This is a genomic window from Acidisphaera sp. S103, from assembly GCF_009765975.1.
Classification (GTDB): Bacteria; Pseudomonadota; Alphaproteobacteria; order Acetobacterales; family Acetobacteraceae; genus Rhodopila.
The window spans coordinates 23,691-46,642 of the sequence record NZ_LMUJ01000085.1 but is presented as its reverse complement, the minus strand read 5'-3'; the positions used below and the strand labels follow the sequence as shown (position 1 = coordinate 46,642).

At 63.6% G+C, this 22,952-nt stretch carries 21 protein-coding genes and 2 pseudogenes; 15 read left to right on the top strand and 8 right to left on the bottom strand.

Annotated elements, in window-relative coordinates; all coding sequences use genetic code 11:
• Positions 1-127 precede the first annotated feature (127 nt).
• Genes GSQ89_RS28600 through GSQ89_RS28580 form a run of 5 tightly spaced genes read left to right on the top strand, consistent with a single transcriptional unit; the run spans position 128 to position 5,672 of the window.
• On the top strand, positions 128-2,425 hold the full coding sequence (locus tag GSQ89_RS28600) for a GAF domain-containing protein (RefSeq protein ID WP_158931530.1): 2,298 nt from the start codon (positions 128-130) through the stop codon (positions 2,423-2,425).
• A complete protein-coding gene (locus tag GSQ89_RS28595) occupies positions 2,422-3,201 on the top strand; it encodes an ABC transporter permease (RefSeq protein WP_158931529.1) in 780 nt (259 codons plus the stop codon). The genes GSQ89_RS28600 and GSQ89_RS28595 overlap by 4 nt, the downstream gene beginning before the upstream one ends.
• Positions 3,198-3,896 carry an ABC transporter ATP-binding protein gene (locus tag GSQ89_RS28590; protein ID WP_158931528.1) on the top strand — a complete coding sequence of 233 codons (699 nt, stop codon included), beginning with the start codon at positions 3,198-3,200 and terminating at the stop codon, positions 3,894-3,896. The genes GSQ89_RS28595 and GSQ89_RS28590 overlap by 4 nt, the downstream gene beginning before the upstream one ends.
• Before the next feature lie 10 nt (positions 3,897-3,906).
• The gene (locus tag GSQ89_RS28585) at positions 3,907-4,857 is read left to right on the top strand and encodes an MlaD family protein (RefSeq protein ID WP_158931527.1); all 951 of its coding nucleotides are present in this window, start codon (positions 3,907-3,909) and stop codon (positions 4,855-4,857) included.
• On the top strand, positions 4,854-5,672 hold the full coding sequence (locus tag GSQ89_RS28580; protein ID WP_158931526.1) for a hypothetical protein: 819 nt from the start codon (positions 4,854-4,856) through the stop codon (positions 5,670-5,672). Before GSQ89_RS28585 ends, GSQ89_RS28580 begins: the two co-directional genes overlap by 4 nt.
• A 185-nt stretch (positions 5,673-5,857) precedes the next feature.
• Here GSQ89_RS28580 and GSQ89_RS28575 read toward each other — a convergent pair whose 3' ends face one another.
• Complete coding sequence (locus GSQ89_RS28575) at positions 5,858-6,904, bottom strand: LysR family transcriptional regulator (protein ID WP_158931525.1); 1,047 nt, start codon at positions 6,902-6,904, stop codon at positions 5,858-5,860.
• 191 nt (positions 6,905-7,095) lie between these two features.
• On the opposite strand from GSQ89_RS28575, the gene leuC reads away from it, so the two are divergent.
• The 3 genes from leuC to GSQ89_RS28560 all read left to right on the top strand — a co-directional run bounded on the left by leuC (position 7,096) and on the right by GSQ89_RS28560 (position 10,535).
• Positions 7,096-8,511: a 3-isopropylmalate dehydratase large subunit gene (gene leuC / locus GSQ89_RS28570; RefSeq protein ID WP_158931524.1), complete on the top strand. Its 1,416-nt coding sequence runs from the start codon at positions 7,096-7,098 to the stop codon at positions 8,509-8,511.
• Between the two features lie 16 nt (positions 8,512-8,527).
• Positions 8,528-9,157, top strand: a complete 630-nt coding sequence (gene leuD / locus GSQ89_RS28565) for a 3-isopropylmalate dehydratase small subunit (protein ID WP_158931523.1) — start codon at positions 8,528-8,530, stop codon at positions 9,155-9,157.
• Between the two features lie 73 nt (positions 9,158-9,230).
• Positions 9,231-10,535 (top strand): MFS transporter, encoded by a 1,305-nt coding sequence (locus GSQ89_RS28560; protein WP_158931522.1) that lies wholly within the window; start codon positions 9,231-9,233, stop codon positions 10,533-10,535.
• A gap of 50 nt (positions 10,536-10,585) precedes the next feature.
• Here GSQ89_RS28560 and GSQ89_RS28555 read toward each other — a convergent pair whose 3' ends face one another.
• From GSQ89_RS28555 to GSQ89_RS28535, 5 genes are all read right to left on the bottom strand, one after another.
• On the bottom strand, positions 10,586-11,395 hold the full coding sequence (locus GSQ89_RS28555) for an alpha/beta fold hydrolase (RefSeq protein WP_158931521.1): 810 nt from the start codon (positions 11,393-11,395) through the stop codon (positions 10,586-10,588).
• A 14-nt stretch (positions 11,396-11,409) separates the two neighbouring features.
• Positions 11,410-12,246, bottom strand: a complete 837-nt coding sequence (locus tag GSQ89_RS28550; protein WP_158931520.1) for an ABC transporter permease — start codon at positions 12,244-12,246, stop codon at positions 11,410-11,412.
• Positions 12,247-13,038 (bottom strand): ABC transporter ATP-binding protein, encoded by a 792-nt coding sequence (locus tag GSQ89_RS28545; RefSeq protein ID WP_216856454.1) that lies wholly within the window; start codon positions 13,036-13,038, stop codon positions 12,247-12,249.
• Entirely contained in the window at positions 13,035-14,072 is a 1,038-nt protein-coding gene (locus tag GSQ89_RS28540) for an ABC transporter substrate-binding protein (RefSeq protein ID WP_158931519.1), read from the bottom strand. Before GSQ89_RS28540 ends, GSQ89_RS28545 begins: the two co-directional genes overlap by 4 nt.
• A gap of 160 nt (positions 14,073-14,232) precedes the next feature.
• Positions 14,233-15,054: an amidohydrolase gene (locus tag GSQ89_RS28535; RefSeq protein WP_158931518.1), complete on the bottom strand. Its 822-nt coding sequence runs from the start codon at positions 15,052-15,054 to the stop codon at positions 14,233-14,235.
• Between the two features lie 66 nt (positions 15,055-15,120).
• Between GSQ89_RS28535 and GSQ89_RS38285 the strand changes: the two are divergent.
• Positions 15,121-15,299: pseudogene (locus GSQ89_RS38285) on the top strand (ISL3 family transposase); the annotation flags it as partial.
• Positions 15,300-15,322: 23 nt separating this feature from the next.
• Here GSQ89_RS38285 and GSQ89_RS28530 read toward each other — a convergent pair.
• Positions 15,323-16,540, bottom strand: a complete 1,218-nt coding sequence (locus tag GSQ89_RS28530) for an ABC transporter substrate-binding protein (protein WP_158931517.1) — start codon at positions 16,538-16,540, stop codon at positions 15,323-15,325.
• A 270-nt stretch (positions 16,541-16,810) separates the two neighbouring features.
• On the opposite strand from GSQ89_RS28530, the pseudogene GSQ89_RS28525 reads away from it, so the two are divergent.
• From GSQ89_RS28525 to GSQ89_RS28500, 6 genes and pseudogenes are all read left to right on the top strand, one after another.
• A pseudogene (locus GSQ89_RS28525) lies at positions 16,811-17,188 on the top strand (alkanesulfonate monooxygenase); the annotation flags it as partial.
• Between the two features lie 618 nt (positions 17,189-17,806).
• Entirely contained in the window at positions 17,807-18,055 is a 249-nt protein-coding gene (locus GSQ89_RS28520; RefSeq protein ID WP_158931516.1) for an ATP-binding cassette domain-containing protein, read from the top strand.
• Between the two features lie 319 nt (positions 18,056-18,374).
• On the top strand, positions 18,375-19,391 hold the full coding sequence (locus GSQ89_RS28515; protein ID WP_158931515.1) for a sulfate ABC transporter substrate-binding protein: 1,017 nt from the start codon (positions 18,375-18,377) through the stop codon (positions 19,389-19,391).
• Positions 19,391-20,209, top strand: a complete 819-nt coding sequence (cysT, locus tag GSQ89_RS28510) for a sulfate ABC transporter permease subunit CysT (RefSeq protein ID WP_174254942.1) — start codon at positions 19,391-19,393, stop codon at positions 20,207-20,209. The genes GSQ89_RS28515 and cysT overlap by 1 nt, the downstream gene beginning before the upstream one ends.
• The gene (gene cysW, locus GSQ89_RS28505; RefSeq protein WP_158931514.1) at positions 20,191-21,021 is read left to right on the top strand and encodes a sulfate ABC transporter permease subunit CysW; all 831 of its coding nucleotides are present in this window, start codon (positions 20,191-20,193) and stop codon (positions 21,019-21,021) included. The genes cysT and cysW overlap by 19 nt, the downstream gene beginning before the upstream one ends.
• A complete protein-coding gene (locus GSQ89_RS28500; protein ID WP_158931513.1) occupies positions 21,018-22,073 on the top strand; it encodes a sulfate/molybdate ABC transporter ATP-binding protein in 1,056 nt (351 codons plus the stop codon). Before cysW ends, GSQ89_RS28500 begins: the two co-directional genes overlap by 4 nt.
• On the opposite strand, the gene GSQ89_RS28495 is transcribed toward GSQ89_RS28500, so the two are convergent.
• The gene (locus GSQ89_RS28495) at positions 22,031-22,951 is read right to left on the bottom strand and encodes an ABC transporter substrate-binding protein (protein WP_158931512.1); all 921 of its coding nucleotides are present in this window, start codon (positions 22,949-22,951) and stop codon (positions 22,031-22,033) included. The genes GSQ89_RS28500 and GSQ89_RS28495 overlap by 43 nt on opposite strands.
• Position 22,952 lies beyond the last annotated feature (1 nt).

Genomic DNA, 22,952 nt, shown 5'->3' with positions numbered 1-22,952 from the left:
CGGGGCGTGTTCAGGACGGGGGATCAAGTGGCGACGTCGTTGCCTGAATGCGTATCTGCTATAAATTGACGACACCGCGAATCCTTCGGAGAAGATACAATCAGCCTGGAAAGGAGGAGCCCCGCTCTTGCCCGATCGTACGGACATCGTTGATGTCGAGGTCGATCCCCTGGCTGAACGGCAGCGCCGGCGCCAGACTTTGCTGCGCATCGGCCTACCGATCGGCGGTGTCGGCCTGATCATCGGCTTCCTGCTCGGCATCACCATCTATGCCGACAGCGCCAACCGCGCCGGCGTCCTCGACCTGTCGGGGACTTTGCTGCGTAGCACGCAAGAACGCATCGCCCTGCAGGTCTCGGCCTATCTCGAGCCGGCGGCCCATGCGGCGTTGCTGGCTCACAGCATGCTTGGCCGTGAGGGCGCCACGTCCCGCGCCAACGAAGCGAGGACCTTTTCCGCTTCGATACTAGCCGAGACGCCACAGATCGAGAATGTCCTGTTCGCCGACGCCCAGGGCAACTTCATGCTCGTTACCCGCGCATCGAACGGCCCGCCGAATGCCATCGACACGAAGCGCATCCTGTTGTCGGCCGGCAAACGCAGTGTCGAATGGACCACAAGCGACGCGAGTGGAAAAATCATCTCGCAGCACGCAGACCCCAAGGACAATTACGACGCCCGTACCCGTTCCTGGTTCATCGGCGCCCGAGCGATCAACGAGGTGTTCTGGAGCGACGTCTACGTTTTCTTCTCCGAACAGGCACCGGGCATCACCGCGGCGGTGCATGGGCCCGACCCAGACCCCGACGTCGTCGGTGTGGATATCAGGCTCGACGCCATCTCCCGCTTTCTGGGTGGCCTCTCCATTGGCCGCACGGGCCGAGCCTATATCGCGACACGGGACGGGCGGATGGTCGCCGGCCCTGATCCCGCGCATATCCTGACGAAGCAGGACGGCACGCTGATGCCAGCCCGGGTCGATGCCGTCGGCGACCCCCGGCTCGCCGCGAGCTGGGACCATTTCCGCACGCAGGGGCCGGGCAACCGCATCATCGGCGTGAACGGCGAGCGCATGATTTCGATCGTCACGCCGCTCGCGAACAACACCCAGGGCTGGCTGCTTTTCATCACCGTGCCGGAAGCCGAATTCAGCGGCTTCGTCGCCGTCAACTCGCGCCGGACGGCGCTGCTCTCCCTGATCGTGGTCGCCTTGGCCGCCGGTTTGGCGGCCCTGGTGGTGCGCCAGGGACTGCGCGCAGACCGAGCCGCGCGGACGGTGGCGGAACGCTCGACAGTGCTACGGCAACAGAGCGCAGCCTTCGCGCGGCTGGCCGAGGAGGCAGGGATGTTCGATGCCGAAGGCCGTCCGCCCGCGGCATTGGCCGAAACCCTGGCCGAGGCGACCGGCGCCAGGCGTGCTGGGATATGGCGCTTGTCCGAGGGCCGCCAGGCGTTGCATTGCGACGACAGCTTCGAGCCCGCGACGGGCGCGCGTCTCACCGGGTTGGAGTTGTCGCGGCAGGAACTGCCGGCGCTGATCGAGGCGCTGGCCGCGGGCGAGACGATCGACACGCCCGATGCAAGGCGGGACCGCCGTACCGCCGCGTTCCATGGCTCGATCATGACCCAGATCGGCAGTGTCGCGCTGTTCGCCGTTCCGGTGACGAAGGCTGGACAGCCGATCGGCATGGTGACGCTGGAGGACCCGCGGCGGGATCTCGCCGGGATCGATTTCGCCCGTGCCTGCGCCACCTTGGTCGGCCTCGGCACACCTGCCGCGCTGTCCGGAGCAGAGACCGACGCGCCTCCCCTTATCCCGACGGGCATGTTGTCCGAGACCGAACCATCGCTGGATGAGCACGGATTCGACCCAATCCTGGCAGCCTCCGGCACCATCGATGAAACCCACACGCGGGCAGTGGTCCTGGTGCTGCGCCTGCCCGACACCGAGGAATCCCTGACGCACCAGGCTGCCTGCGCGGCGCAGGAGATCACCGCCGCCCACGGCATCCCCTATGTCAAAATGATGGGCACGACGATCGTTGCCGCCACCGGCTACGGAATCAGGACAGGATCAGATCTGGCCGAAGCCGCCACCCGGCTTGCCGACGTCGCCATCGCCCTCCGCGAGCGCTGCATCGTGCTGTTCGAGGGCACCGACGGCCTGGCCGCCTTCAGCATGGGCCTCGACGTCGGGATCATCTTCGGCGCCCGGTTGGGGTCGGCGCCCGGCCTCTTCAACATCTGGGGCGAGGTCATGCAAGGCGCCGGCGCCCTCGCCTCATCCGCCCCAACCGAGGCCATCCAGACCAGCGAACAGGCCTATCTGCTGCTGCGGCAGAATTTCCTGTTCCGTCCGCGCGGGCTTTTCCATCGACCGCACACCGGCGCGGCACGCAGCTACGTGCTGGCGGGGCGGGCATGAGCGCGCTCGGCACCGTCGGCGCCGCGACGCGCTCGCGATCCGCTTACATACTCCAACTCATGGCCCTGCTGTGGGGCGTAGTGCGGGAGGGGACATGGCCGTCCACCTGGCGGCGCACGGTGCGCGCCAGCTTCCGAACCACGCTGACCAGCGTGATCGGCGGCTCCCTGGGTACCATTGCAGTGACCGCGATCATCGTCGGCCTGGGCCTGGTGTTCGAGGCGATCTACTGGTTGCGCACCGCCGGACAGGAGGAACAGATCGGCCGCATCCTGGTCATCGTGCTGGTTCGCGAGATCACCCCGCTGCTGGTCGGCATCATCTTGCTCGGGCGCGGTGGCACGGCAACAGTGGCCGAACTCGGCGCGCTGAAGGCGGAAGGCGAGGTCGAAATTCTGCGCGCCGAAGGGATCGATATTTTCCAGTACCTACTGCTGCCGCGCGCCGCGGCCTTCGCGGTCGCCGGCTTCACCCTCGGCGTGGTGTTCCTTCTGATCAGCCTGCTCAGCGGCTTCGTCACCGGCAGTTTTGCCGGCGTGGTGAACACGTCGATCTTCGGCTTCCTCGACACGATGCTGCGCGCGATGAGCATCGGCGATTTCGCCGTCTTTCCGGCCAAGCTGCTGTTGATCGGCCTGATCGTCGCCCTGTCCTGCTGCGTGACCGGCCTCGCCGCCAGCGAGACCGATACGCCCGCCAGCCTGCTGCCCCGCGGCTTCACCCGCGGCGTCACCGGCATCCTGACGGTCACGCTGCTGCTGAGCGCGCTGCTATGACCGCGCCACCCACCCTTGCGATCGAAGCCGCCTGCGGCGTCGGTGAGTACCTGCCCTATGCCCCGATCGACCTGGTCCTGTCGGAGGGCGATTTCGCCCTGATCGAGGTCCCCGGCCCAAGGCGAGGCGCCAGTTTCGCCAACCTTTGCACCGGCCTCATCCCACTGACGAGCGGGTGCGTGCGCTTCCTGGGTCGGGATTGGCAGACCGTGCCGGACGCCCATGCCGACGCGCTGCGCGGTCATATCGGCCGGCTGTTCCACCAGCCGCTGCGTCCGGAAACCCGTGACGTGGCATCGCGGGTGCTGCTGGCGCGGCTGCACCACACCCGCATTCCCGAGGCGGCGTTGCGGGAGGAAGCGGCGGTTCTCGCGCTGCGTTTCGGCCTGCCCGGGTTGCCGGTGGGACCCGCCAGGCTGTTGTCGCCGCCCGACCTTCGCCGAGCCGCCTGTGTGCGTGCCTTCCTCGGCCGGCCGCGCCTCGCGATCCTGGAACTGCCTTTGGCCGCCCAGCATGAGGACATGCTGTCCGCCCTGCTGGATGTCGGCACCGAAGCACGCGGCCAGGGCGCAGCCGTGATATGGCTGGCCAATGCTGGGCCGGCGCTGCGCAACCGAGCGGTCCGTCCGACCCATCGATTGCGACTGACCGATGCCGCGTTGATGCCGGTCCGGCTGCCGGCGCGTGTCGCGTGAGGTGCCCGGCATGAAAATCCTGCGCAATACGGACGAATGGGTCGGCCTGCTGGTGGTGCTGAGCATCGTCCTGTTCGTCGCCGCCGCGCTGCATGCGGGGCTGCTGAGCGACTGGTTCCGTCCCACCGTGGACCTGCGCGTGATCTTGCCGGAGTCGGGCAGTCAGGGCCTGTCGGCCGGTGCCGACATCCAGTTGTTGGGCACGCGCGTCGGCACGGTGCGCCGTGTCGTGGTCGACCCGAACCGGATGTACGCCGAGGCGCAACTGGACGAGCAGGCGGAGGCTTTCATCCGGCGCGACAGCAAGGCGGTGGTGAAGAAGCAGTTCGGCGTTGCCGGCGCGGCGTATCTCGACATCTCGCGCGGCACCGGCGCGCCGCTCGATTGGCATTTCGCGGTGATCGACGCGGTAACCGAACGCGACGCCACCGAAAATATTGGCGCTATGGTGGACCAGGTGAAGGCGAAGATCTTTCCGGTTCTCGACGACGCCGGCCGAGCCATGCATGCCCTGGCGGACACCGTGGAGGGCATTTCCCAGGGCCACGGCGATATCGGCCGTCTGGTGAAGAACGAGGAGATGGTCAACCAATTGACCCAGTTGCTGACCAATCTGAAAACAGCCACCGATCAGCTCAACACCACGCTGGCCGATGTTCGGGGGCTGGTGGCATCGACGGCGGCACCCGATGGCGTGCCGGCCTTGCTGCACAAAGCGGACGCCGCGTTGGCCTCGGTCCAGAAAGCGACCCACGACCTGGCGAGCGCGACCCCACGGCTGCCGGCAATCAGCCGAAACGTCGCCGACAGCACGGCCAACCTGCCCGCGCTGCTGACCCAGTCGCAACAGAGTATGGCGGAACTGGAGAAGACACTGAACCAGTTGCGTCACACTTGGCCGCTGTCCGGTTCTGCCGCGCCGGAGGCAAGCCGCCTGTCGCCGGCCAACGTCACACCATGAGGCGCGTTCTGATCGCATTGCTGCTGGCGGGCTGTTCCACGGCACCGTCTGGCGTCCCCATCGACCCGACGCTCTCTCGCCTCAGGCATGCGGGTGACATTGCCATCCAGTTGGAACAGCCGGATCAGGCCGCTGAGCAATATCGTGCCGCGTTGGTCCGGGCGCGCGTGCGGGACGATGCCGCGGCGATCGCGGATGCCGGCTTCAACCTCGCCACCGCCGAGTTGCGGGCCGGCAAGCCGGCGGATGCCCTGCAGACGGCGGCGGAACTGCGCACCGAACTGGCCCGGCGCGGCATCGCCGATGCCGGCTTCGACCTGATTTCGGCGACGGCGCAGTTCCGGCTGGGAAACCTGGCGGAAGCGGATCGCATCGCCACGGGCCTGACCGGTGACAAGGATTCCGCGCTGGTCAATGCCGCATGGTTCCTGATCGGCCTTATCGCCGACCAGCGCGGCGATACGCCAGGCCTGGAAAAAGCCGTGGCGTCGATGACCGCCGCCGCCGACCCGGCGGATACGGCGGAACTGAAAGCGCGGCTGTCGCACGATCCAGTCCTGGCGCTGCATGCCGCCGATCTGCGGCGAGACCAATTGGATTACCGCGGAATGGCTCGGGCGCTGGCGCTGTCGGCGCAATTCACGCCGTCTGCACCCCAGGCGGCGGATCTGTATCTGCGGGCTGGGCAAAGTGCTTCCGGCCAGGGCGATACGGCGGAAGCACGCACCTGGCTCGAACGAGCACGCGACCTGACACACGATCCGGCCTTGCGCGCCGACGCGGAACGCGCGCTGCACAACCTGGCCACCCGTTGAACATCGTCGGCGCCCTTTTCCGCGACCGAAAAGGAAGTTTTCAACGGGCACGTGTTGCCGTCAGGCCGGTTGTGGTGAGCGTATGCGCTAGCCGTCCTCGCGCGTCAGAAACCGTGCGCGAAACCAAGTAGCATTGTCCTGGCCGCCCGTTGCGAGTCGCTGCACCAGGTGGGTGAACCGTCGTTTCACCGATCAGACGGCGGATGATCGTAGTCGTGTAGGGTCATCATCTCCGCGATTTCCGGCAAATGCTGCTTAAGCACGGGCAAGACCTTGGTCTTCAGTGCCTGCGTGGCGGCGGCGTGAATGGTGCGCACGATTTGCGTCCCCTCGCCCTCTCGCGCGATCACCATCATGACGCGCTTCATCGATTGCTCAGGGTATGGCGCGACACGAATCCGGTCACCGCGGGTGATGGCGCGATAGACGGCGAGTGGCGGCAGGATCGTCCAGCCGACGCCGGACGCCACCATCTCCAGCACCGCGGCATGGGTATCCAAATGGTAACGATGTGTCGGCGATATACCCCAGGCCTTGAGCGTCTGGTCGAACCGCGAATTCATGAACGGGTCCCGCCCGAAGCGGATCAGGTCGAGCGTTTCGCTGAGCGGCTTGATGGCCCGCGGATCGCCCGCGTAGCTGCCTGGCGCGACGATCAGAAACGGTTCGGTCAGGATTGGCGCCATCATCACCCCCGGAACGAGTGGCGATTCATCCGTGGTGATCACGAAATCCAGTTCCCGGTCGGCGACCGCCCGCATGCGCGTGGCGGAGAAGCCGGAGTCGATTGTAAGCTGGGCGGCATTCCGCCGCAGTTCGGCGAAAACACTTGGCCCGATGGTTTCGGCAAAACTGTTGAGCATGCCGATCCGCAGCAAGGGCATCTGGCCACCGAGGCCCGATTGAAGTGCCTGGCCGAAGCGCTCGATGCCACTGACGATGGCCCGTGCCGGCTGGACAAGCGCCGCGCCGTGCAGCGTCAAGATCAACGGACGCTTCGAGCGATCGAAGAGTTGTATATTGAGCGCGGTCTCCATCTGGCTGATGAGTTGCGAAACAGCGGGTTGCGTCATTCCCAGCTGCTCCGCGGCGGCACTCATCGTGCCGGCTCGCGCTACGGCCACGAACACCTCAAGCGAACGCGTTGTCAGCCCGGTGCCGATCGAGAGGCGGGTCAACTGTTCGACGGCCACCTTGTCAAAGGTTTGAATATCTTCGTCTTTTGCCTTCATTCGCTTTGACCAAAAAAGTTTCCCCGGAAGTGCTTGCCGCGGCCGCCAGTTGAACTTATAGTTAGTATAAGTTACATTGAGCCGCAATCGGCATCACGGGAGGAAGACTGGCATGGCCTCAAAACAGGCGCCATCGCTGAGGCAAATCGAGCCGGACGATTCGGCGCGGGGCAACGAGGGGAGCCACTGAGATGCCGGCCGCACGCACGTTGTTCGAAAACGTCTGGGACGATCATGTGATCGCCTCCTCCCAGGGCGAAGACCTGCTTTACGTCGATTTCAACTACATCAACGAGGGCCAGTCGTTCCTGGCATTCGACCAACTGCGGCTTGAAGGGCGCAAGAGCGTTCGGCCGGAACAGCACCTTGCGGTGACCGACCACTACCTGCCCACCATCAACCGCCAGGCCGGCATCGAGGGCATCGCCAATCCCGAGATCCGCAAGGTCGTCTCGATGATGGCCAACAACGCCGCCGAGTTCGGCTTGCCGCATATTCATATGCATCATAGGCGACAGGGCATCGCGCATGTGATCGGGCCGGAGCTTGGCATTTCCCAACCGGGCATGCTGATCACCTGCAACGATTCCCACACCGCGACGCATGGCGCGATGGGCGCCTGCGCTATTCCGATCGGCGGATCCAATCAGCTTCGCCACGTCGTCGCGACGCAAACGGTCTGGATGAAGCGCCCCAAGACGATGCGTATCGGCATCGACGGTACATTGGCGCGGATGGTGACGGCCAAGGACGTCATTCTCTCCATCATCCGAGAGATCGGGATCGGCGGGGGCACAGGCTACGCCGTCGAATATGCCGGCTCGACCATTCGCGCGATGGCGATGGCGAGCCGCATGACAATCTGCAATATGTCGATCGAGGGTGGCGCCCGGATTGGTATGATCGGGCCGGATGATACGACTTTCCAACATCTGGCAAATTGCGAGCGGGCGCCGAAGGGTGCGTATTGGGATCGGGCGATTGGCTATTGGCGCACGCTGCCGACCGGCGACAGCGCACAATTCGATCGCGAACTGACGCTTGACGCCGCCGCGCTTGCGCCGATGGTCACCTGGGGCACGAGCCCGGAGGATTGCTCGCCGATCGACGGCAAGGTACCGGATCCAGACAGTTTCTCCGATCCCGAACGCCGGCGGCATGTTGCGCGCGCACTCGAATACATGCAGATCACGCCGGCGATGCCTCTGTCCGAGGTGCGGGTTGACCGAATTTTCGTCGGGTCCTGCACCAACAGCCGGATCGAAGACCTTCGGGCCGCGGCTGGCGTGCTGAAGGGCAAAAAGGCCAGTGTCCCCGGGATGGTTTCCGCCGGTTCGAGCGAGATCAAGCGGCAGGCGGAACAAGAAGGGTTGCACCGCATCTTTCTCGACGCCGGCCTGGAGTGGCGGGATTCCGGTTGCTCCAGTTGCAACGGGTCCAATGGCGAGATTGTCGGACCCGGCCAGCGATGCGCTTCCACAACCAACCGCAATTTCGAGGGTCGCCAGGGACGCGCCGCCATGACCCACATCATGAGTCCGGCCATGGTCGCCGCCGCCGCGGTCACCGGGCGGCTGACGGATGTGCGCCATATGGCTTTGGCCTGAGCACACGGGAGTCGCCATGCAAGCCTTTACTGTCCTTACCTCGGCGGCCGTGCCGGTGCCGATCGCCAAGATCGACACCGGTATGATCCTCCCCGGGCGTTACATGCGCCGCCATCGCCGGCCGGGGCATGACTATGGCGAGGCCTTCCTGCACGACATTCGTTTCGACGAGAACGAAAAGCCGAGGCCGGATTGCGCGTTGAACGATCCAGCATACGGCAAGCCGGAAATTCTTCTGACGGACGCCGACTTCGGTTGCGGTTCCTCACGTGAGGGGGCGGCCTATGCGGTGTTGGATTACGGATTCCGAGCCATGATCGGCCCGAGCTTCGCGGAGATTTTCTATGGCAATTGCTTGCAGAACGGGGTTCTGCCGGTGGTGTTGGATGAAACGATCTGCCACCGGCTGTGGGCCGACGTGCGGAAGAGTCCCGGCATCACGGTAACCATCGATCTGCCCAGGCAAATTGTCGTCGATTCCGACGGCAACAAGCATCCGTTCGAGATCAATCCGCTCCGCAAGGATCGGCTGGTGCAAGGGCTCGACGATATCGACGTCACACAAGGGTATGCTCGGGAGATCGCGATGGTCGAAGGCCGGCGACGCGGCTCGTATCCCTGGCTTCCTGTAACCAGCCAGGCGTGACCGATTCACAGAAGTCGGACCACGACGCCGCCAACAAAGCCACAACGGCTGGGGCGAAAGATGAGGAAACGCGATGAAAGGCATTTTACATAACCGTTGGGTTCGCATCCAAGGTGTGGCGACGGTCCTGTATATCTTCGCGCAGATCGACAAAGCGAATGTCGCCGTGGCGTTTCCCGGTATTCGCACGGATCTGGGTTTGACATCCGGTGTGATCGGTTTCGCGGTCGGTATGTTTGCCTGGGGTTATCTGGTGTTCCAGATACCGGTCGGCCGATTGACGTCCGCCTGGAGTGCCAAAGGCACGATCCTGGTCCTGTGCGCCGCCTGGTCGATCACCTCCGCCAGTACCGCACTCGTCCAGACGGAAACGCAGTTCATCATCAACCGCTTCGTCCTGGGCATATCGGAGGGTGGCATCCTGCCGGCGGTCGTCGTGGTAATGCGCGCCTGGTTCACGCAGCAGGAGCGGGCGCGCGCCAATCTTGCCCTGCTCGGGACGCCTATCGCGCTGATGATCGGCAATGCGCTGTGTGGATTTGCGGTGAGCTACGTTGGCTGGCGCTGGATGTTTGTCGTTACCGCGGTACCTTCGCTGCTGTGGTGCTTCGTGTGGTGGTGGGCGATCGAAGACGACCCGCGCGATGCGACATGGCTTGACGGCGCGACAAAACAAAAACTGGTGGCCGCGCTGGATGCGGAGGCGAAACACGCGCCTGTTGCTCAAGGCCATTGGCTCGGGGCTATTTGGCATCCGACCGTGCTGATCCTGGCGCTTTACAATCTGCTGGGCCTGACCGCGCTGTGGGGCCTAACGTTCTGGCTGCCATCGCTGATTGTCGAAGAGGGACGGGCGATCGGGACGGCCGGTTTTCTGTCCGCGATCCCTTATGCGGTCAGCATCGTCATGACCTGCATCATTTCCGCGAGTTCCGACCGCATGCAGGAGAGGCGCTGGCATTTGATCGTCCCGACGATCCTGGCCGGAGCCTGCATGGGGGTGGCCGGGTTCTTCGGCGAAAGCCACATCATGTTTCTGCTGATTTGCATCAGCCTGTCCTTCGGCCTCTGGTTTGGCCGCATCACCGTCTACTGGATCATGGTGGCCGATGCGGTGCCGAAAGGGGCTGCCGGCCCTGCCATGGCGATTGCCAATGGCGTCGGCAACCTCGGCGGCTTTATCGGTCCTTGGATGTTTGGATTGTTACGCGGGGAATCCGGCGGTTTCAACACGTCGATGATGGTCGGCGGCGGGCTCTATATCATGGCAGGAGTGCTGGCCCTGTTCGTTCAAATGCGACCGAGTAATTCCCCAAAGCGGGACGCCGCGCCTGAGTTAATCAGGCCAGTGGAGGCATCTTCCGCGCCGGGACGATAATCCCCGCGATCACAGATCGCGACGGCAGCAAGCCCATCAAATCGCCGCCTTCAGCCATGGCGACGTCGAATGAAATCCAGCGTTGCGGCAGCGGCCTGGTCGGCATGCGTGGCCGCGACGTGATAGGAATTGCCGGGCAGGACCAGCAGCGCCGAGTCCGGAATCTGCTGCTGCCAGCCTCGTGTCACATCGACGGAACCCAGCGCGCTGCCCTCAGTGGTGATCACCAGCGTAGGACATTGGATGTTCGGCAGATCGGCGCGGATATCCGCGGCGCCGATGGGCCCCATGAAACCAACCTGGGTCGAGACGGCAGTGCGCCCCATGTACTTGGCCCACCACTCCACGCCATCTTGGGGAAAATAATCGCCCAGGCGGCTTGCCATATTTTGCCGAGCCCAGTGCTCGACGCCGTACGTCTCGAAGGTGCGGATCGATTCGGGCACACGTTCCAAGGCGCCTTCGCGCAGAGGCGGCGGTGTGCCGACCACTGTCAGAGTCAGCACGCGACCCGGTCGACGACCGGCGAACGCCCGCGCGATCGTCCCACCCAGCTTCGCGCCAACCAGGTGGAATCGGTCGACGTCCAGATGGTCCATCAGGGCGCAGAAATCATCGATCAGACGATCGAGGCTCCAGGGAAAGTCGCGAGGCATTGGGCTGGATTGGCCGAAGCCACGCATATCGGGACGCACCACGCGAAATTGCCGCGCCAATTTGGGTGCCCAGGCGTACCAGGCGAGACCACTCTCCGCGTTGCCGTGCAGCATCAGGATGGTTTCGGGCGTGCGCCACGGGTCGCAGAACTCATCGACCTCATAGTGCATGGTCAGGTCGGGGGTCGGATTGAAGTTTGGCATGCCTTCGCGTTCCTCTAGTTCCGGCCGTGGCCTTCTTCGCGCCACCGCAGCATCACGCGTTCGCTTTGCTTCAGCAGTTCGTGCAGGCCAGTTGCGATAATCATCAGCACAAAAAGGGCCGCGAACACGCCGCCGGTATCGTATTGGCCGGCGGCCGCCTGGATCAGGTAACCGAGGCCTTTGTTCGACGCCATCATCTCCCCAACCACGGCGCCGATCAGCGCATAGGGGACTGAGCTTTTCATGCCGGTGAAAATCCAGATCAGCGCGGACGGCAGAATGACCTTGCGCACTATCTGGCCCCGGCTGGCGCCCATCAGTCGCAGCACGTCAACCAGTTCTGCCTCCACCGCCAGTGTGCCGGCATAGGTGTTGTAGAATACCAGGAAGAACACGACGAACGTCGCCAAAACGACCTTGGACGCCAGGCCAACGCCGAACCACAGGATGAACAGCGGCGCGAGGGCGATTTTCGGCAGACTGTAAAACGCCACGATGAAGGGGTCGAGCACCGCGGCGAGACGGCGGTTCAGCCCAAGCGCCAGCCCGAACAGAATGCCCGCGACGGCACCGAACACAAAGCCCATGACCGTCTCGATAAGCGTGACCTGCAGATGGATCCAGAGATCGCCGGTGACGACCCATTCGACAAGCTGCTGCCAGATATCGGATGGCCTGGAGATCCAGAACGTCTTGATCAACCGGCCGCTGGCGTATTGCCACAACGACAGCCCAACGACGATGATGGCAACGCGCCACGCCAATATGGACACCCACCCGCCGCGGAAGAACGACGGGCTGGGCGGTGCCTCATCATTCGTGGCCGGCAGGGCGACGAAGGCTTCAGACATCTAATTCACCATGACATCGCTGCGGACGCTCGCTTCCAGGTATGACCAAAGCCGATCGTGCAATTTACCGAAATGCGGGTCGAAACGGATACGGAACACATCGCGGGGGCGCGGCAGATCGACTGTCTCGACCGAGCGGATGCGGCCGGGGCGTGCCGAAAAAACAGCGATCCTGTCAGCCAGGGTCAGAGCCTCCGCCAGATCATGCGTCACGAAAATGACCGTCTTCTGCATACCCGTCCATAGTTTCAGAAGTTCCTCATGCATGACCATCCGCAACTGTGCATCCAAGGCGCCGAACGGCTCATCCATCAGGATCGTCTCAGGCTCATAGGCGAGGGTGCGTGCCAGGGCGACGCGCCGGCGCATGCCGCCTGATAGTTGCGCCGGATAAGATTTTTCAAAACCGATCAGGCCCATGCGGTCAAGCCATTCGTGCGCAACCCGCAGCCGGTCAGCGCGGGACTGGCCACGTAATTCAAGCGCGATGGCGACATTGTCCTCCACGGTGCGCCACGGCAGCAGCGTGTCGCGTTGCGTCAGGTAGCCGACATCGGTGTTCGGCGCAGGCACCTGCCTGCCGCCATAAAACACCTGTCCCGCGCTGGGTGCCATCAACCCGGCCGCCATGTTCAACAGCGTCGACTTCCCGCAGCCGCTCGGTCCCACGACGGCCATGAATTCACCCCGCCGCACGGACAGATTGACATCCTCGCACGCCACCACGGTTCCCGAACGGCTGTGAAACCGCCGGGCGACGTTGCGGTATTCGATCAGGGCGTCATCGGTCACCGCGACACCTGCTGCATGGCGCGGCGCACGAAGGATGCATCGACGACGTCGTCATACTTCAGCGGCGCGTCATCGCGAGCCGGCAGCACCGCTTTCTCGAACGCCAGTTCTTTGTCGAAGCTGTCGCTGGTGATGTCGAGCGTCCTGGGCATCTCCGGGAAATACGTGTTCCAGGCGGCGTCGTAGGTTGCCTGGTCGAGTTCCTTGAGGAACGGCCGCGTGGCCTGCTTCGCTGCGTCGGGATCATGCGTCAACAGCAGCGTGGCCCGAGCCAATGCTCTCGCCATCGCGTTCGTAACCTCCGGATGCGCCTTGTTGTAGGAATCCAGCCCATACAGCGTGCCGTAGGTAACGCCGGACAGCAGCGGAATATCCTTGAGCCGATCGAGAACCTCCGTCGTCAGCCCTTGTGTATTCGCGATCACGTCCACCGGCGGCAGACAGGAACAGCCATCAACACGACCGGCCTGCAAAGCCGCAATCTGCGCGCTGACCCCGCCAAGGGGAATGATCTGCAGATCGCGATCCGGGTTCATGCCATTGGCGCGGAACAGATAGCGCATGAACATGTCCGACGTGGCACCAGGAGTCGTCATGCCGATGCGCAGACCCTTCATCGCCTCCAGCCGCTGTTTCAGCGGCATATCGAGCGTTATGCCGCGCTGCTTCGCGACCGTGGTCAGAATGGCCATGGGATTTTGGAACAACGACAGCGTGGCAAGGGCGCGTACGTCTGTCAGCCCGCGCCGATGCGCCATCATGCCGTCGAACAGGACCGAGGCGGAAAACTGCCCGCCACCGCCGATCAGGCCGGTCATCGCCTTCGGGCCGCCGCCGGCGAGCACGACGCTCAGGTCGATGCCCTCTTGCTTAAAGTAGCCGGCGGTCTGCGCGATGTAGATCGGCACGAAGTTGAAGCTGATGGAGCTTTGGACGATCGTCACGGGCGTCAGCGCCGCCGCCCTGGCGCGGCGGTTTCGCAGGAGCGGCAGAGATGCGGCGGCTAAGCCGGCGAACGCACGGCGGGTGATCACTTCCAGACCTCCTCTCCTTGGACCCTAACCCCGGTCTTGGTGTGCCGGGTCGGGTGGACGTTCCGCTATCCATACGGTGCGGATGCTGTCCCGTCCATGGATCGAAGCCATATCGTGGCCGCAATTCCCCGTGGTTTCATCATATTGCGGTATGTCAAAGTCAGGCCCATCCGACGAATTCGGATATGCCTCGTCCCATGACCCATTCCTTGTCGGCGTCCGAAAGCCAGGGCAGTTCCTCGGTGAACATGGTGACCGCCTGCCGATAGGTGCAGGGAAGGCCGGTCAGATCCGTGCCCCAAAACGTCCGGTTCGGGCCGAATGCATCGAAGACCTCGCGCAGATAGCCGTGCACGTTACGGTAAGGATACGGCTGCGATGAAAACCGCGGCAGCGCCGAGGCTTTGGCGGCGACGTTCGGATAACGCGCCATGGCCAGCAGGTCGGGAAGATCGACGAAAGCGGCCGCGCCCTTTTTCCCACGTATCAGCGCCAGGTGGTCCACAATCAGTTTCAGACCGGGATACCGGGCCGCCACGCGCGCCAAAATCCGCAACTGTCCCGGGCAGGAAACCATAACCGGCAAACCGATCCGCTCCGCCGCGCGCCACATCCAGTCAGCGGACCCATCTTCCATCCAACTCTGTCCGTCACGGTAGGTGAAGCGAAGGCCCAACATGCCTGGCTGGGCGCGCCATGTGTCCAGGACCGGCTGATTGGCTGGATTCAGGTCGATGCGGCCCATGGTCGCGAACCGATCGGGATGCAGCCGGCAGGCTTCGAACGCCAGGTCGTTACGCTCACCTTCCCACGACGGCGGGACGATGATCGCCCGGGACACACCGGCCGCGTCCATCTCCCCGAGAAGATCGGCATGTGAGAACGGCGTATCCCGGTGCGGGTGGGCGCGCCCATGCTTCGGCCAGGGCCGCTCAGGGCTGTCCGCGGCCCAGATATGAACTTGGGCGTCTGTTATTCGCATGCTTCCTCCGTGTCCGATCGGCTCACTTGCTGGCGACATTGTCAACTTAACCGGTGTTGGCATGGCTTTGCACAGATGTTGCGGCAGGATTTCGACGCGGTTCGCAATGCTATGCTGGAACCATGGAGCAATGGGCAAGCAGAAGGGCAGATCAATCGATTGAAACCCTCAAACGCTCAATGTACGGCCGAGCCGGCATCGATTTGCTTCGTGGTCGGATAATGCCGCTTCATGAGCCGGGCTAACACCCAGATCGCGCCAGAACCGGTCAGGCGTGCACCATCGGACAGTGCCCATCAACAAGCGGCCGGAAGGCATCGGCCCCGTCGGTCGTGCGCAGCAGCTTGTAGTAGTCCCAGGCGTAGTGACTCTCGGAAGGCGACTTCACTTCGAACAAATACATCGGATGCAGCACGCGGCCGTCGGCACGGACGATGCCTTTGCCGAACAGCGGATCATCGGTCGGCATCGCCTTCATCTGCTCCACGATGGCACGGCCGCTGCGCGTTTTGCCTATCCCCAGCGCCGCCATCGCCTTCAAACAGTGCGCGTTAGCGGCGTAATCACCCGCCTGGACCATTGACGGCATCCAGCCGTTCATCCGCGCGCCATAGCGCTTTCCATAGGCGCGTGTGCCGTCGTTCAGGTCCCAGTAGAACGCTTCGGACAGCACCAGTCCCTGCGCGGTTTCCAGCCCCACCCCGTGCAGGTCCGGCAGCATCATCAACAGCGCCGCCAATTTGGTGCCTTTCGCGGTCAGCCCGAACTCGTGCGCCTGCTTCACGCAGTTCGCGGTGTCGATGCCACTGTTTGCCAGCCCGATAACCTTGGCGCCGGAGGAAGAGGCCTGCACCAGGAAGGACGAGAAGTCGGTGGTCTCCGGGAACGGCGTGAACGCGGTTCCCAGCACCTTGCCGCCCGCGCCGGTGACGAATCCGGCGGTGTCGGCAGCGAGCTGGTGGCCGAACGCATAATCAGCAGCGACAAAGTACCAACTATCGCCTCCCTGCTGGACCAGCGCGCCGCCGGTGCTTTTGCCGACCGCCCAGGTGTCATGTGTCCAATGGACGTGGTTGGGGCCGCAGGCGGTACCGGTCAGCGCCGAGCTGGCAGGGCTGGTGAACAGTGCGACCTTATCCTTCTCCTTCACCAGGTTGGCGATCGCAAGCGCGGCGGCGGAGTTGTTGATATTGGAGACAATGTCGACGCCCTGCCGGTCGAACCAATCGCGCGCAACGGACACGGCAATGTCGGGCTTCGACTGGTAGTCGGCGGACAGCACCTCGATTTTGGTGCCAGGATGGGTCGCCATGAAGTCTTCAGCCGCGAGTTGCGTGGCAACCACCGACCCGGGGCCAGAGGACGCGGAGTTTGGACCGTTGAGGTCGGTGAGGACACCGATGCGGATGGTAGAGCTGGCCTCGGCACGGGCGACGCGGAGCGGCAACACGGCGGCGGCGGAAAGCAACACGCGGCGGCGGATCATTTTGGACGTCTCCCAGTTTCTTTGACACCGAGATTGCGCCGAGACCTGCGGTGAGTCCACGGGACGGTTGGCGTTCCGCCTCGAGAGGCGGATCTTGCCGGGGGGAAGAAAATTCTTCCTGAAAAACCTCTGAATCAGAGGAATCGCTTGAATGTCTCAAGGTGTGCGGCGGGGTGTTCCATCCGGCCTTTTGTGCCGGTTTTGAGGCTGATCCAGCACGTCGATGATGAGGGCATTTCGATATCTAACGCACGTTCGTTTTGACTCAGTGGGCAACAGCGCATGGCGCGTTTGCACAATGGGCGGCGTGACAAGCTAGAGATCAACCCAAATCTTTGGGCGGGCGTTGGCCTCGTGCGCGGAGATGCTGGCACCGCGCCTGTCGAAAATCCCAAGCAGGTGGCTGCGCGGATGCGGGAGTATATGGCGATCGGGATCGATCGGTTCATCCTATCCGGCTATTCGCATCTGGAGGAATGCTATCGTTTCGCGGAGCTCGTCTTTCTGCTGCTGCTGTTGAAGCCAACGACCGGGTGTCATTGCGGACCGGCCCGGAACGCCGGACCGTTCGGTGAGATCGTCGCCAATGCCGTTGCGCCGGCGGGTCTGCAAACCACTTTTGTGAAACTCCTTATATGCGTTTTGTGAGAGTGTTATGTGTTGACAGATGTTTTTGTGACGTATAATATGTGTGATCGCGGCCATGATACGCCAGCCAACACGAACGGAGGCCAGCATGATCTATTGCTTTGCGTTCCCGGGTCTTCTCAAGCAGGCCGGATGTTGTCGCTGATCTCACTCAATCGTATCCCCTTGATGGGATCTTCAGCAGAGAAACCGATACATTTGGGCAATTCGTCATGAACGAATCACGTAACCTGCACAGATTCACGTTCCCCGCCAGGCAGTCACAGCCTGCCGGCCGACCCGTGCCTACGCGCCAATCCCGACCCGTCGAGGTCGATGGCGTCCACCTAGTACCCATGCGCCAGTCCCGCCCGATCGAGGTCGACGGTGTTTTTCTAGGTGCCGCGATCGAACATGAACTCGGCGTCCAATTTGTCGCCGTAGATGTCCGGGTGACCGAGATGGACCAGAGCATCTGGCCCAGTGTCGATTACGCATACAGATCGGCGCGTCAGTTATTCAAGTCCAGCCGTGCCGCTACGTCGTTCTGATTCCCGATCAGCCCGGCAATAATCGCATATCTCCAGCGCGACGTACAGGCACCCTGCCCTTCAACCGGAAGCGGAATAGGAATATCCCATGAGTTGCTGCATAGGCTGGTGGCATCCGGAGGCGATGGCGCTGTTCGATACACTCCCATCCCGCGCTTGCACCCGAGAGGACGCACCCGACCTCCACGTCCCGTTACCCGACGGGCCCGTCGTGCGGCCTGGCAACATCAGCAAGAAATTCGGCCCCGTCACCGCGCTCGACGACGTCACGTTCGAGGTTCAATCAGGTGAAATACTCGGCGTCATCGGCCGCAGCGGGGCCGGAAAATCCACCTAATCGTCCTTCTGGTCGCCCCGATCCCTGACCGACGGCACCGGTAACCCGCACTACGCACTGAACTTCGTGGTGCGGGCGGACCGCAGGAACGATCTGCGTATCCTCCACTTCGTCGATATCTACCGTTCGCCCGAGGTCAAGGCGTTCATCCTGGCTCATTACGGCAAATATCTCACACCGGTCCGGTAAAATCCGACAAAAGTAACATACGATAAATTATAGTGATATAAATTTTTACACTTGACTCGGCACGATAACGGATCAAATGTGCCCGCAGCCGTTTCCCCACGTCCCGGCCAGGCAAGGAGAAGACCAGATTATGCCGCGCCCCCTCCTGACCCGCCGTGACGCCATCACCACCGCGGCAGGCGCACTGCTGGCAACGACCGCGCACGCGGCCCAGCCAACGTCCCTGCTGAACGTATCCTACGATCCGACGCGCGAGCTCTATCGCGACTTCAATCGAGCCTTCATCAAGGCTTGGAAAACGAAGACTGGCGAAACGCTCGTCGTCAACCAGTCCCACAATGGTTCCGGGGCATCCGCTCGGGCTGTCCTGGACGGACTGCAAGCGGATGTCGTGACGCTGGCCCTCGCGGCCGATATCGATGCGCTGGCAAAACACGGTTTGCTTGCCACCAACTGGCAGACAAGGTTGCCCGACAACGCCTCACCGTACACCAGCACGATCGTCCTGCTGGTGCGGAAGGGCAACCCGAAGCAGATCCACGACTGGCCCGACCTGCTGAAACCCGGCGTGCAGGTCATCACCCCCAACCCGAAGACCTCCGGCGGCGCTCGCTGGAACTTCCTCGCGGCCCTGGCCTGGGCGCAACGTCAGCCCGGCGCCACCGACGCCTCGGCGGAGGCCTATATCAAAGCGCTGTTCCACCAGGTACCCGTGCTGGACACTGGGGCACGCGGCGCCACCACCAGCTTCGCCCAACGCGGCCTGGGCGACGTGCTGATCGCCTGGGAAAATGAGGCTTTCCTGGTCCGCAAGGAATTTGGCGACACTGACTATGAAACCGTGCTGCCCAGCATCTCCGTCCTGGCGGAACCACCGGTCGCCGTCGTGGATAGCATCGTCGATAAGCGCGGCACACGAAAAGTCGCCGAAGCCTACCTGCAATATCTCTACACGCCGGAAGGCCAGGAAATCGCCGCCCGCAATTTCTACCGCCCCCGGGATACGGCCACCGCCGCCAAATACGCCAAGGTCTTCCCGCCCCTCAAGCTGGTGACGATCCAGGATTTCGGCGGCTGGGACAAAGCGCAGGCGACCTATTTCGCCGATGGCGGCATGTTCGATCGTATCTACGTACCCGGCAAATAATGCGTCTGGCTCGGCGTTCGTCCCTGCCCGGCTTCAGCCTGACACTCGGCATCACGCTGACCTGGCTCTCGCTGATCGTGCTGCTGCCGCTGGCCGCGCTCACGCTGCGCCCGTGGGAGCTTGGGATCGCCGGCTTGTGGCACTCCCTGACCGAACCCAGGGTGCTGGCGGCATTGCGCCTCAGCTTCGGCGCCGCCACCCTGGCCGCCGCGATCAACGTGCCGCTGGGACTGCTGATCGCCTGGGTCATGGTCCGCTACCGCTTCCCCGGCCGAGGCCTGGCCGACTCGATCATCGACATGCCGCTCGCCCTGCCCACCGCCGTCGCCGGCATCTCCCTGACCGCGCTGTTCGCCCCCAAAGGCTGGATCGGCGCACTGCTGACCCCCTTGGGAATCAAAGTGGCCTACACGCCGTTGGGCGTCCTCGTCGCGCTGATCTTCGTCGGCCTGCCCTTCGTCGTCCGCATGCTGGAACCCATCATCCTCGACCTGCCCGCCGACGCCGAGGAAGCCGCCGCAACCCTCGGTGCCACCCGCTTGCAGACCCTGTGGCGAGTCACCCTGCCCGCGCTCGCGCCGACCCTGCTGGCCGGCTTCGGCGCGGCACTCGCCCGAGGCGTGGGCGAGTACGGCTCCGTCATCTTCATCGCCGGCAACATGCCCATGGTCAGCGAAATCGCACCGCTGCTGATCGTGATCCGCCTGGAACAGCTTGATTACGCCGGCGCCGCGGCCCTCGGCGTCGCGATGCTGCTGCTGTCGTTCGCCATCCTGCTGGTGATCAACCGGCTACAGCGATGGCTGATCCGCACGTGACCCGGCTGCGTCACGGCGCGCTGATCACGCTGACCCTGGTCCTGATGACGCTGCTCCTGCTGCTGCCGCTGGGCGTCATCTTCACCGAGACATTCTCCCGCGGATTGGGTGCGGTCTTGGGCGCACTGACCGATCCGGACGCCATCGACGCCATCCGCCTGACCCTGACCGTCGCCGCCGTCAGCGTGCCGTTGAACGCCATCTGCGGCACCGCCGCGGCATGGTGCATCGGCCGCTTCGACTTCCCCGGACGCACCTTGCTGACCACCCTGATCGAGCTGCCATTCTCCGTCTCACCGGTCATCTCCGGCCTGGTCTGGGTGCTGCTGTTCGGCGCCAACGGCTGGTTCGGTTCCTGGCTGGACCAGCACGAAGTGCGGATCATCTTCGCCCTGCCCGGCCTGATCCTGGCCACCGTCTTCGTCACATTCCCCTTCGTCGCGCGATCGTTGCTTCCCCTGATGCGGGAACAAGGCGCCGCCGAGGAAGAAGCCGCACTGACCCTGGGCGCCACCGGCTGGCAGACATTCTTCCGGGTCACACTGCCCAACATCCGCTGGGCACTGCTGTATGGCGTCCTGCTGTGCAACGCCCGAGCGATGGGGGAATTCGGCGCCGTCGCCGTCGTATCCGGCCATATCCGTGGCCAGACATTGACCATGCCGCTTTTTGTCGAAGCATTGTTCAACGACTATGACTGGGTCGGTGCGTTCTCGGTCGCCGCCCTGCTGTCATTGCTCGCACTGGTCACGCTGGGTCTTCGCGTCCTGTTGGAACGGCAAATGGGCGGAAGCCGGAGGGATATTTTTTGAGCCTGGAACTGCGCGATCTGCGCAAGCACTTCGGCCGCACGGCAGCGCTGGACGGACTGAGTCTGTCCGTACCGCAAGGCGAATTCCTGGCGCTGCTCGGCCCGTCCGGTTCCGGCAAGACCACGCTGTTGCGCGTCGTCGCAGGGCTGGAGTTCGCCGAATCCGGCGCGATCGAAATCAATGGCCGCTCGATGCACGACGTCCCCGCCCGCAAGCGCGGCATCGGTCTGGTCTTCCAGCACTACGCCCTGTTCCGCCACATGAGCGTCGCCCGCAACGTCGCATTTGGCTTGGAGGTACGGCGGCGCAGCGAACGCCCAGCCAGCACAGCCATCCGCACCAAAGTGGCCGAACTGCTGGACCTGATGGGAATCGGCGAACTGGCGGAACGCTATCCGGAACAAATCTCCGGCGGGCAGCGGCAGCGCGTCGCCCTGGCGAGGGCGCTGGCGATCGAACCGTCGCTGCTGCTGCTGGACGAACCGTTCGGCGCGTTGGATGCCAAGGTGCGGAAGAACCTGCGCATCTGGCTGCGCGACCTGCACAACCGCATGGGCCTGACGAGCGTCTTCGTAACCCACGACCAGAACGAAGCGCTGGAAATGGCCGATCGCGTCGCGGTCCTGCGGGCCGGGCGGATCGAGCAGGTGGACACGCCTGATCGCCTGTACGCCGAACCGGTCAATGCGTTCGTGCACGAATTTCTCGGCGAATCCGTCCGCCTGGACTGCATCGTCACAGCCGGCACCGCTCGGTTTCAAGGACTATGCGGCACCAACCTGGCAACAAATTGCCCACCCGGCCCAGCTATCGCGTTGGTGCGCCCGCATGAGATCGGCCTGCTGCCTGGTCCCGGACCGGTTCGCGTCGAAAGCGTCCACGCAACGGGTCCGATGCCACGCGTCCGCGTAACGTTCGCCGGCCGCACCACAGAGGTCCTGTTGCCCGAAGCCGCCCCGTTACCCACGATCGGACAGGGTTACGGTATCGATCTATCACGCGCTCGCATCTACACGTTGAACGACGTATCGAACCCGCTGGCCGCGTCATAGCGGACGGGCAGAACGCCCTCATGCGCATAGACATCCACGGTGCGTTGCTGATCGGCAATCATGCGCGCATCGATCGGTGCGGGTGCGAAACCCCGAGCAAGTAGAGTCTGACGGGAAACATCGTAGGGGACACCGGTTTCGTTCGCCCACGCAGCCGCGTAGGCATCGACATTTTCCAGGCCCCAGCGCAACGCTTTTTGCAGACGGTCAGAGAAAGTGCGCAGCAGATCGTGCTTCTCGGCGATCGCCTGTTCGGTGGCGACCTCGTAACTTAAGCCGCTCATCAGTCCCTGCCCATCCAACAGGATACGCGCCTTGTTCTGCGCCACAGCCAGATAGACGTAGGGGCCCCAGGTGGACCACGCATCGATGGCGCCGGACACGAAAGCAGCCTTGGAGTCTGCCGGCGACAAGAAGGCCAGTTTGATGTCGCCGGCGGACAGACCCGCCTTCTCCCTGGCCGCGAGGACCAGAAAATGCCCGACGGATCCTTTGCCGGTTCCGATCGTGCGACCTTTCAGGTCGGCGAATGTGCGGGCGGTGGACGTCGCCGGCACCAGCAGAGCAGTTGACGCACCCGCCGATCGCGTCGCCGTAATGACCTTCGCTTTGATCCCCGCCGCTCGGGCGAAGGCGAACGGCGCATCACCCACGCCACCACAATCGATGGCGCCCGCATTCAGCGCCTCAAGCAACGGCGCGGCGGCGGCGAATATGTTCCACTCGATCAGGTGCTCGATACCGGCCAGCACACCGGACGCGGTCATCAGCGACTTGGCACCGCCCTTCTGATCGCCCACGCGCAAGGTGGGTGAGGCCATACCAAGCCGTGGCGCAACGATGAGCAGGCTGGCCAGCCTGCGGCGTGTGAGGATCATC

Bases quoted from the DNA above. Each gene is read 5' to 3' on its own strand.
- GSQ89_RS28595 (WP_158931529.1), top strand. From the start codon at position 2,422: ATGAGCGCGCTCGGCACCGTCGGCGCCGCGACGCGCTCGCGATCCGCT.
- GSQ89_RS28590 (WP_158931528.1), top strand. From the start codon at position 3,198: ATGACCGCGCCACCCACCCTTGCGATCGAAGCCGCCTGCGGCGTCGGT.
- GSQ89_RS28585 (WP_158931527.1), top strand. From the start codon at position 3,907: ATGAAAATCCTGCGCAATACGGACGAATGGGTCGGCCTGCTGGTGGTG.
- GSQ89_RS28580 (WP_158931526.1), top strand. From the start codon at position 4,854: ATGAGGCGCGTTCTGATCGCATTGCTGCTGGCGGGCTGTTCCACGGCA.
- GSQ89_RS28575 (WP_158931525.1), bottom strand. From the start codon at position 6,904: ATGAAGGCAAAAGACGAAGATATTCAAACCTTTGACAAGGTGGCCGTC.
- leuC (WP_158931524.1), top strand. From the start codon at position 7,096: ATGCCGGCCGCACGCACGTTGTTCGAAAACGTCTGGGACGATCATGTG.
- leuD (WP_158931523.1), top strand. From the start codon at position 8,528: ATGCAAGCCTTTACTGTCCTTACCTCGGCGGCCGTGCCGGTGCCGATC.
- GSQ89_RS28560 (WP_158931522.1), top strand. From the start codon at position 9,231: ATGAAAGGCATTTTACATAACCGTTGGGTTCGCATCCAAGGTGTGGCG.
- GSQ89_RS28555 (WP_158931521.1), bottom strand. From the start codon at position 11,395: ATGCCAAACTTCAATCCGACCCCCGACCTGACCATGCACTATGAGGTC.
- GSQ89_RS28550 (WP_158931520.1), bottom strand. From the start codon at position 12,246: ATGTCTGAAGCCTTCGTCGCCCTGCCGGCCACGAATGATGAGGCACCG.
- GSQ89_RS28535 (WP_158931518.1), bottom strand. From the start codon at position 15,054: ATGCGAATAACAGACGCCCAAGTTCATATCTGGGCCGCGGACAGCCCT.
- GSQ89_RS28530 (WP_158931517.1), bottom strand. From the start codon at position 16,540: ATGATCCGCCGCCGCGTGTTGCTTTCCGCCGCCGCCGTGTTGCCGCTC.
- GSQ89_RS28520 (WP_158931516.1), top strand. From the start codon at position 17,807: ATGAGTTGCTGCATAGGCTGGTGGCATCCGGAGGCGATGGCGCTGTTC.
- GSQ89_RS28515 (WP_158931515.1), top strand. From the start codon at position 18,375: ATGCCGCGCCCCCTCCTGACCCGCCGTGACGCCATCACCACCGCGGCA.
- cysT (WP_174254942.1), top strand. From the start codon at position 19,391: ATGCGTCTGGCTCGGCGTTCGTCCCTGCCCGGCTTCAGCCTGACACTC.
- cysW (WP_158931514.1), top strand. From the start codon at position 20,191: ATGGCTGATCCGCACGTGACCCGGCTGCGTCACGGCGCGCTGATCACG.
- GSQ89_RS28495 (WP_158931512.1), bottom strand. From the start codon at position 22,951: ATGATCCTCACACGCCGCAGGCTGGCCAGCCTGCTCATCGTTGCGCCA.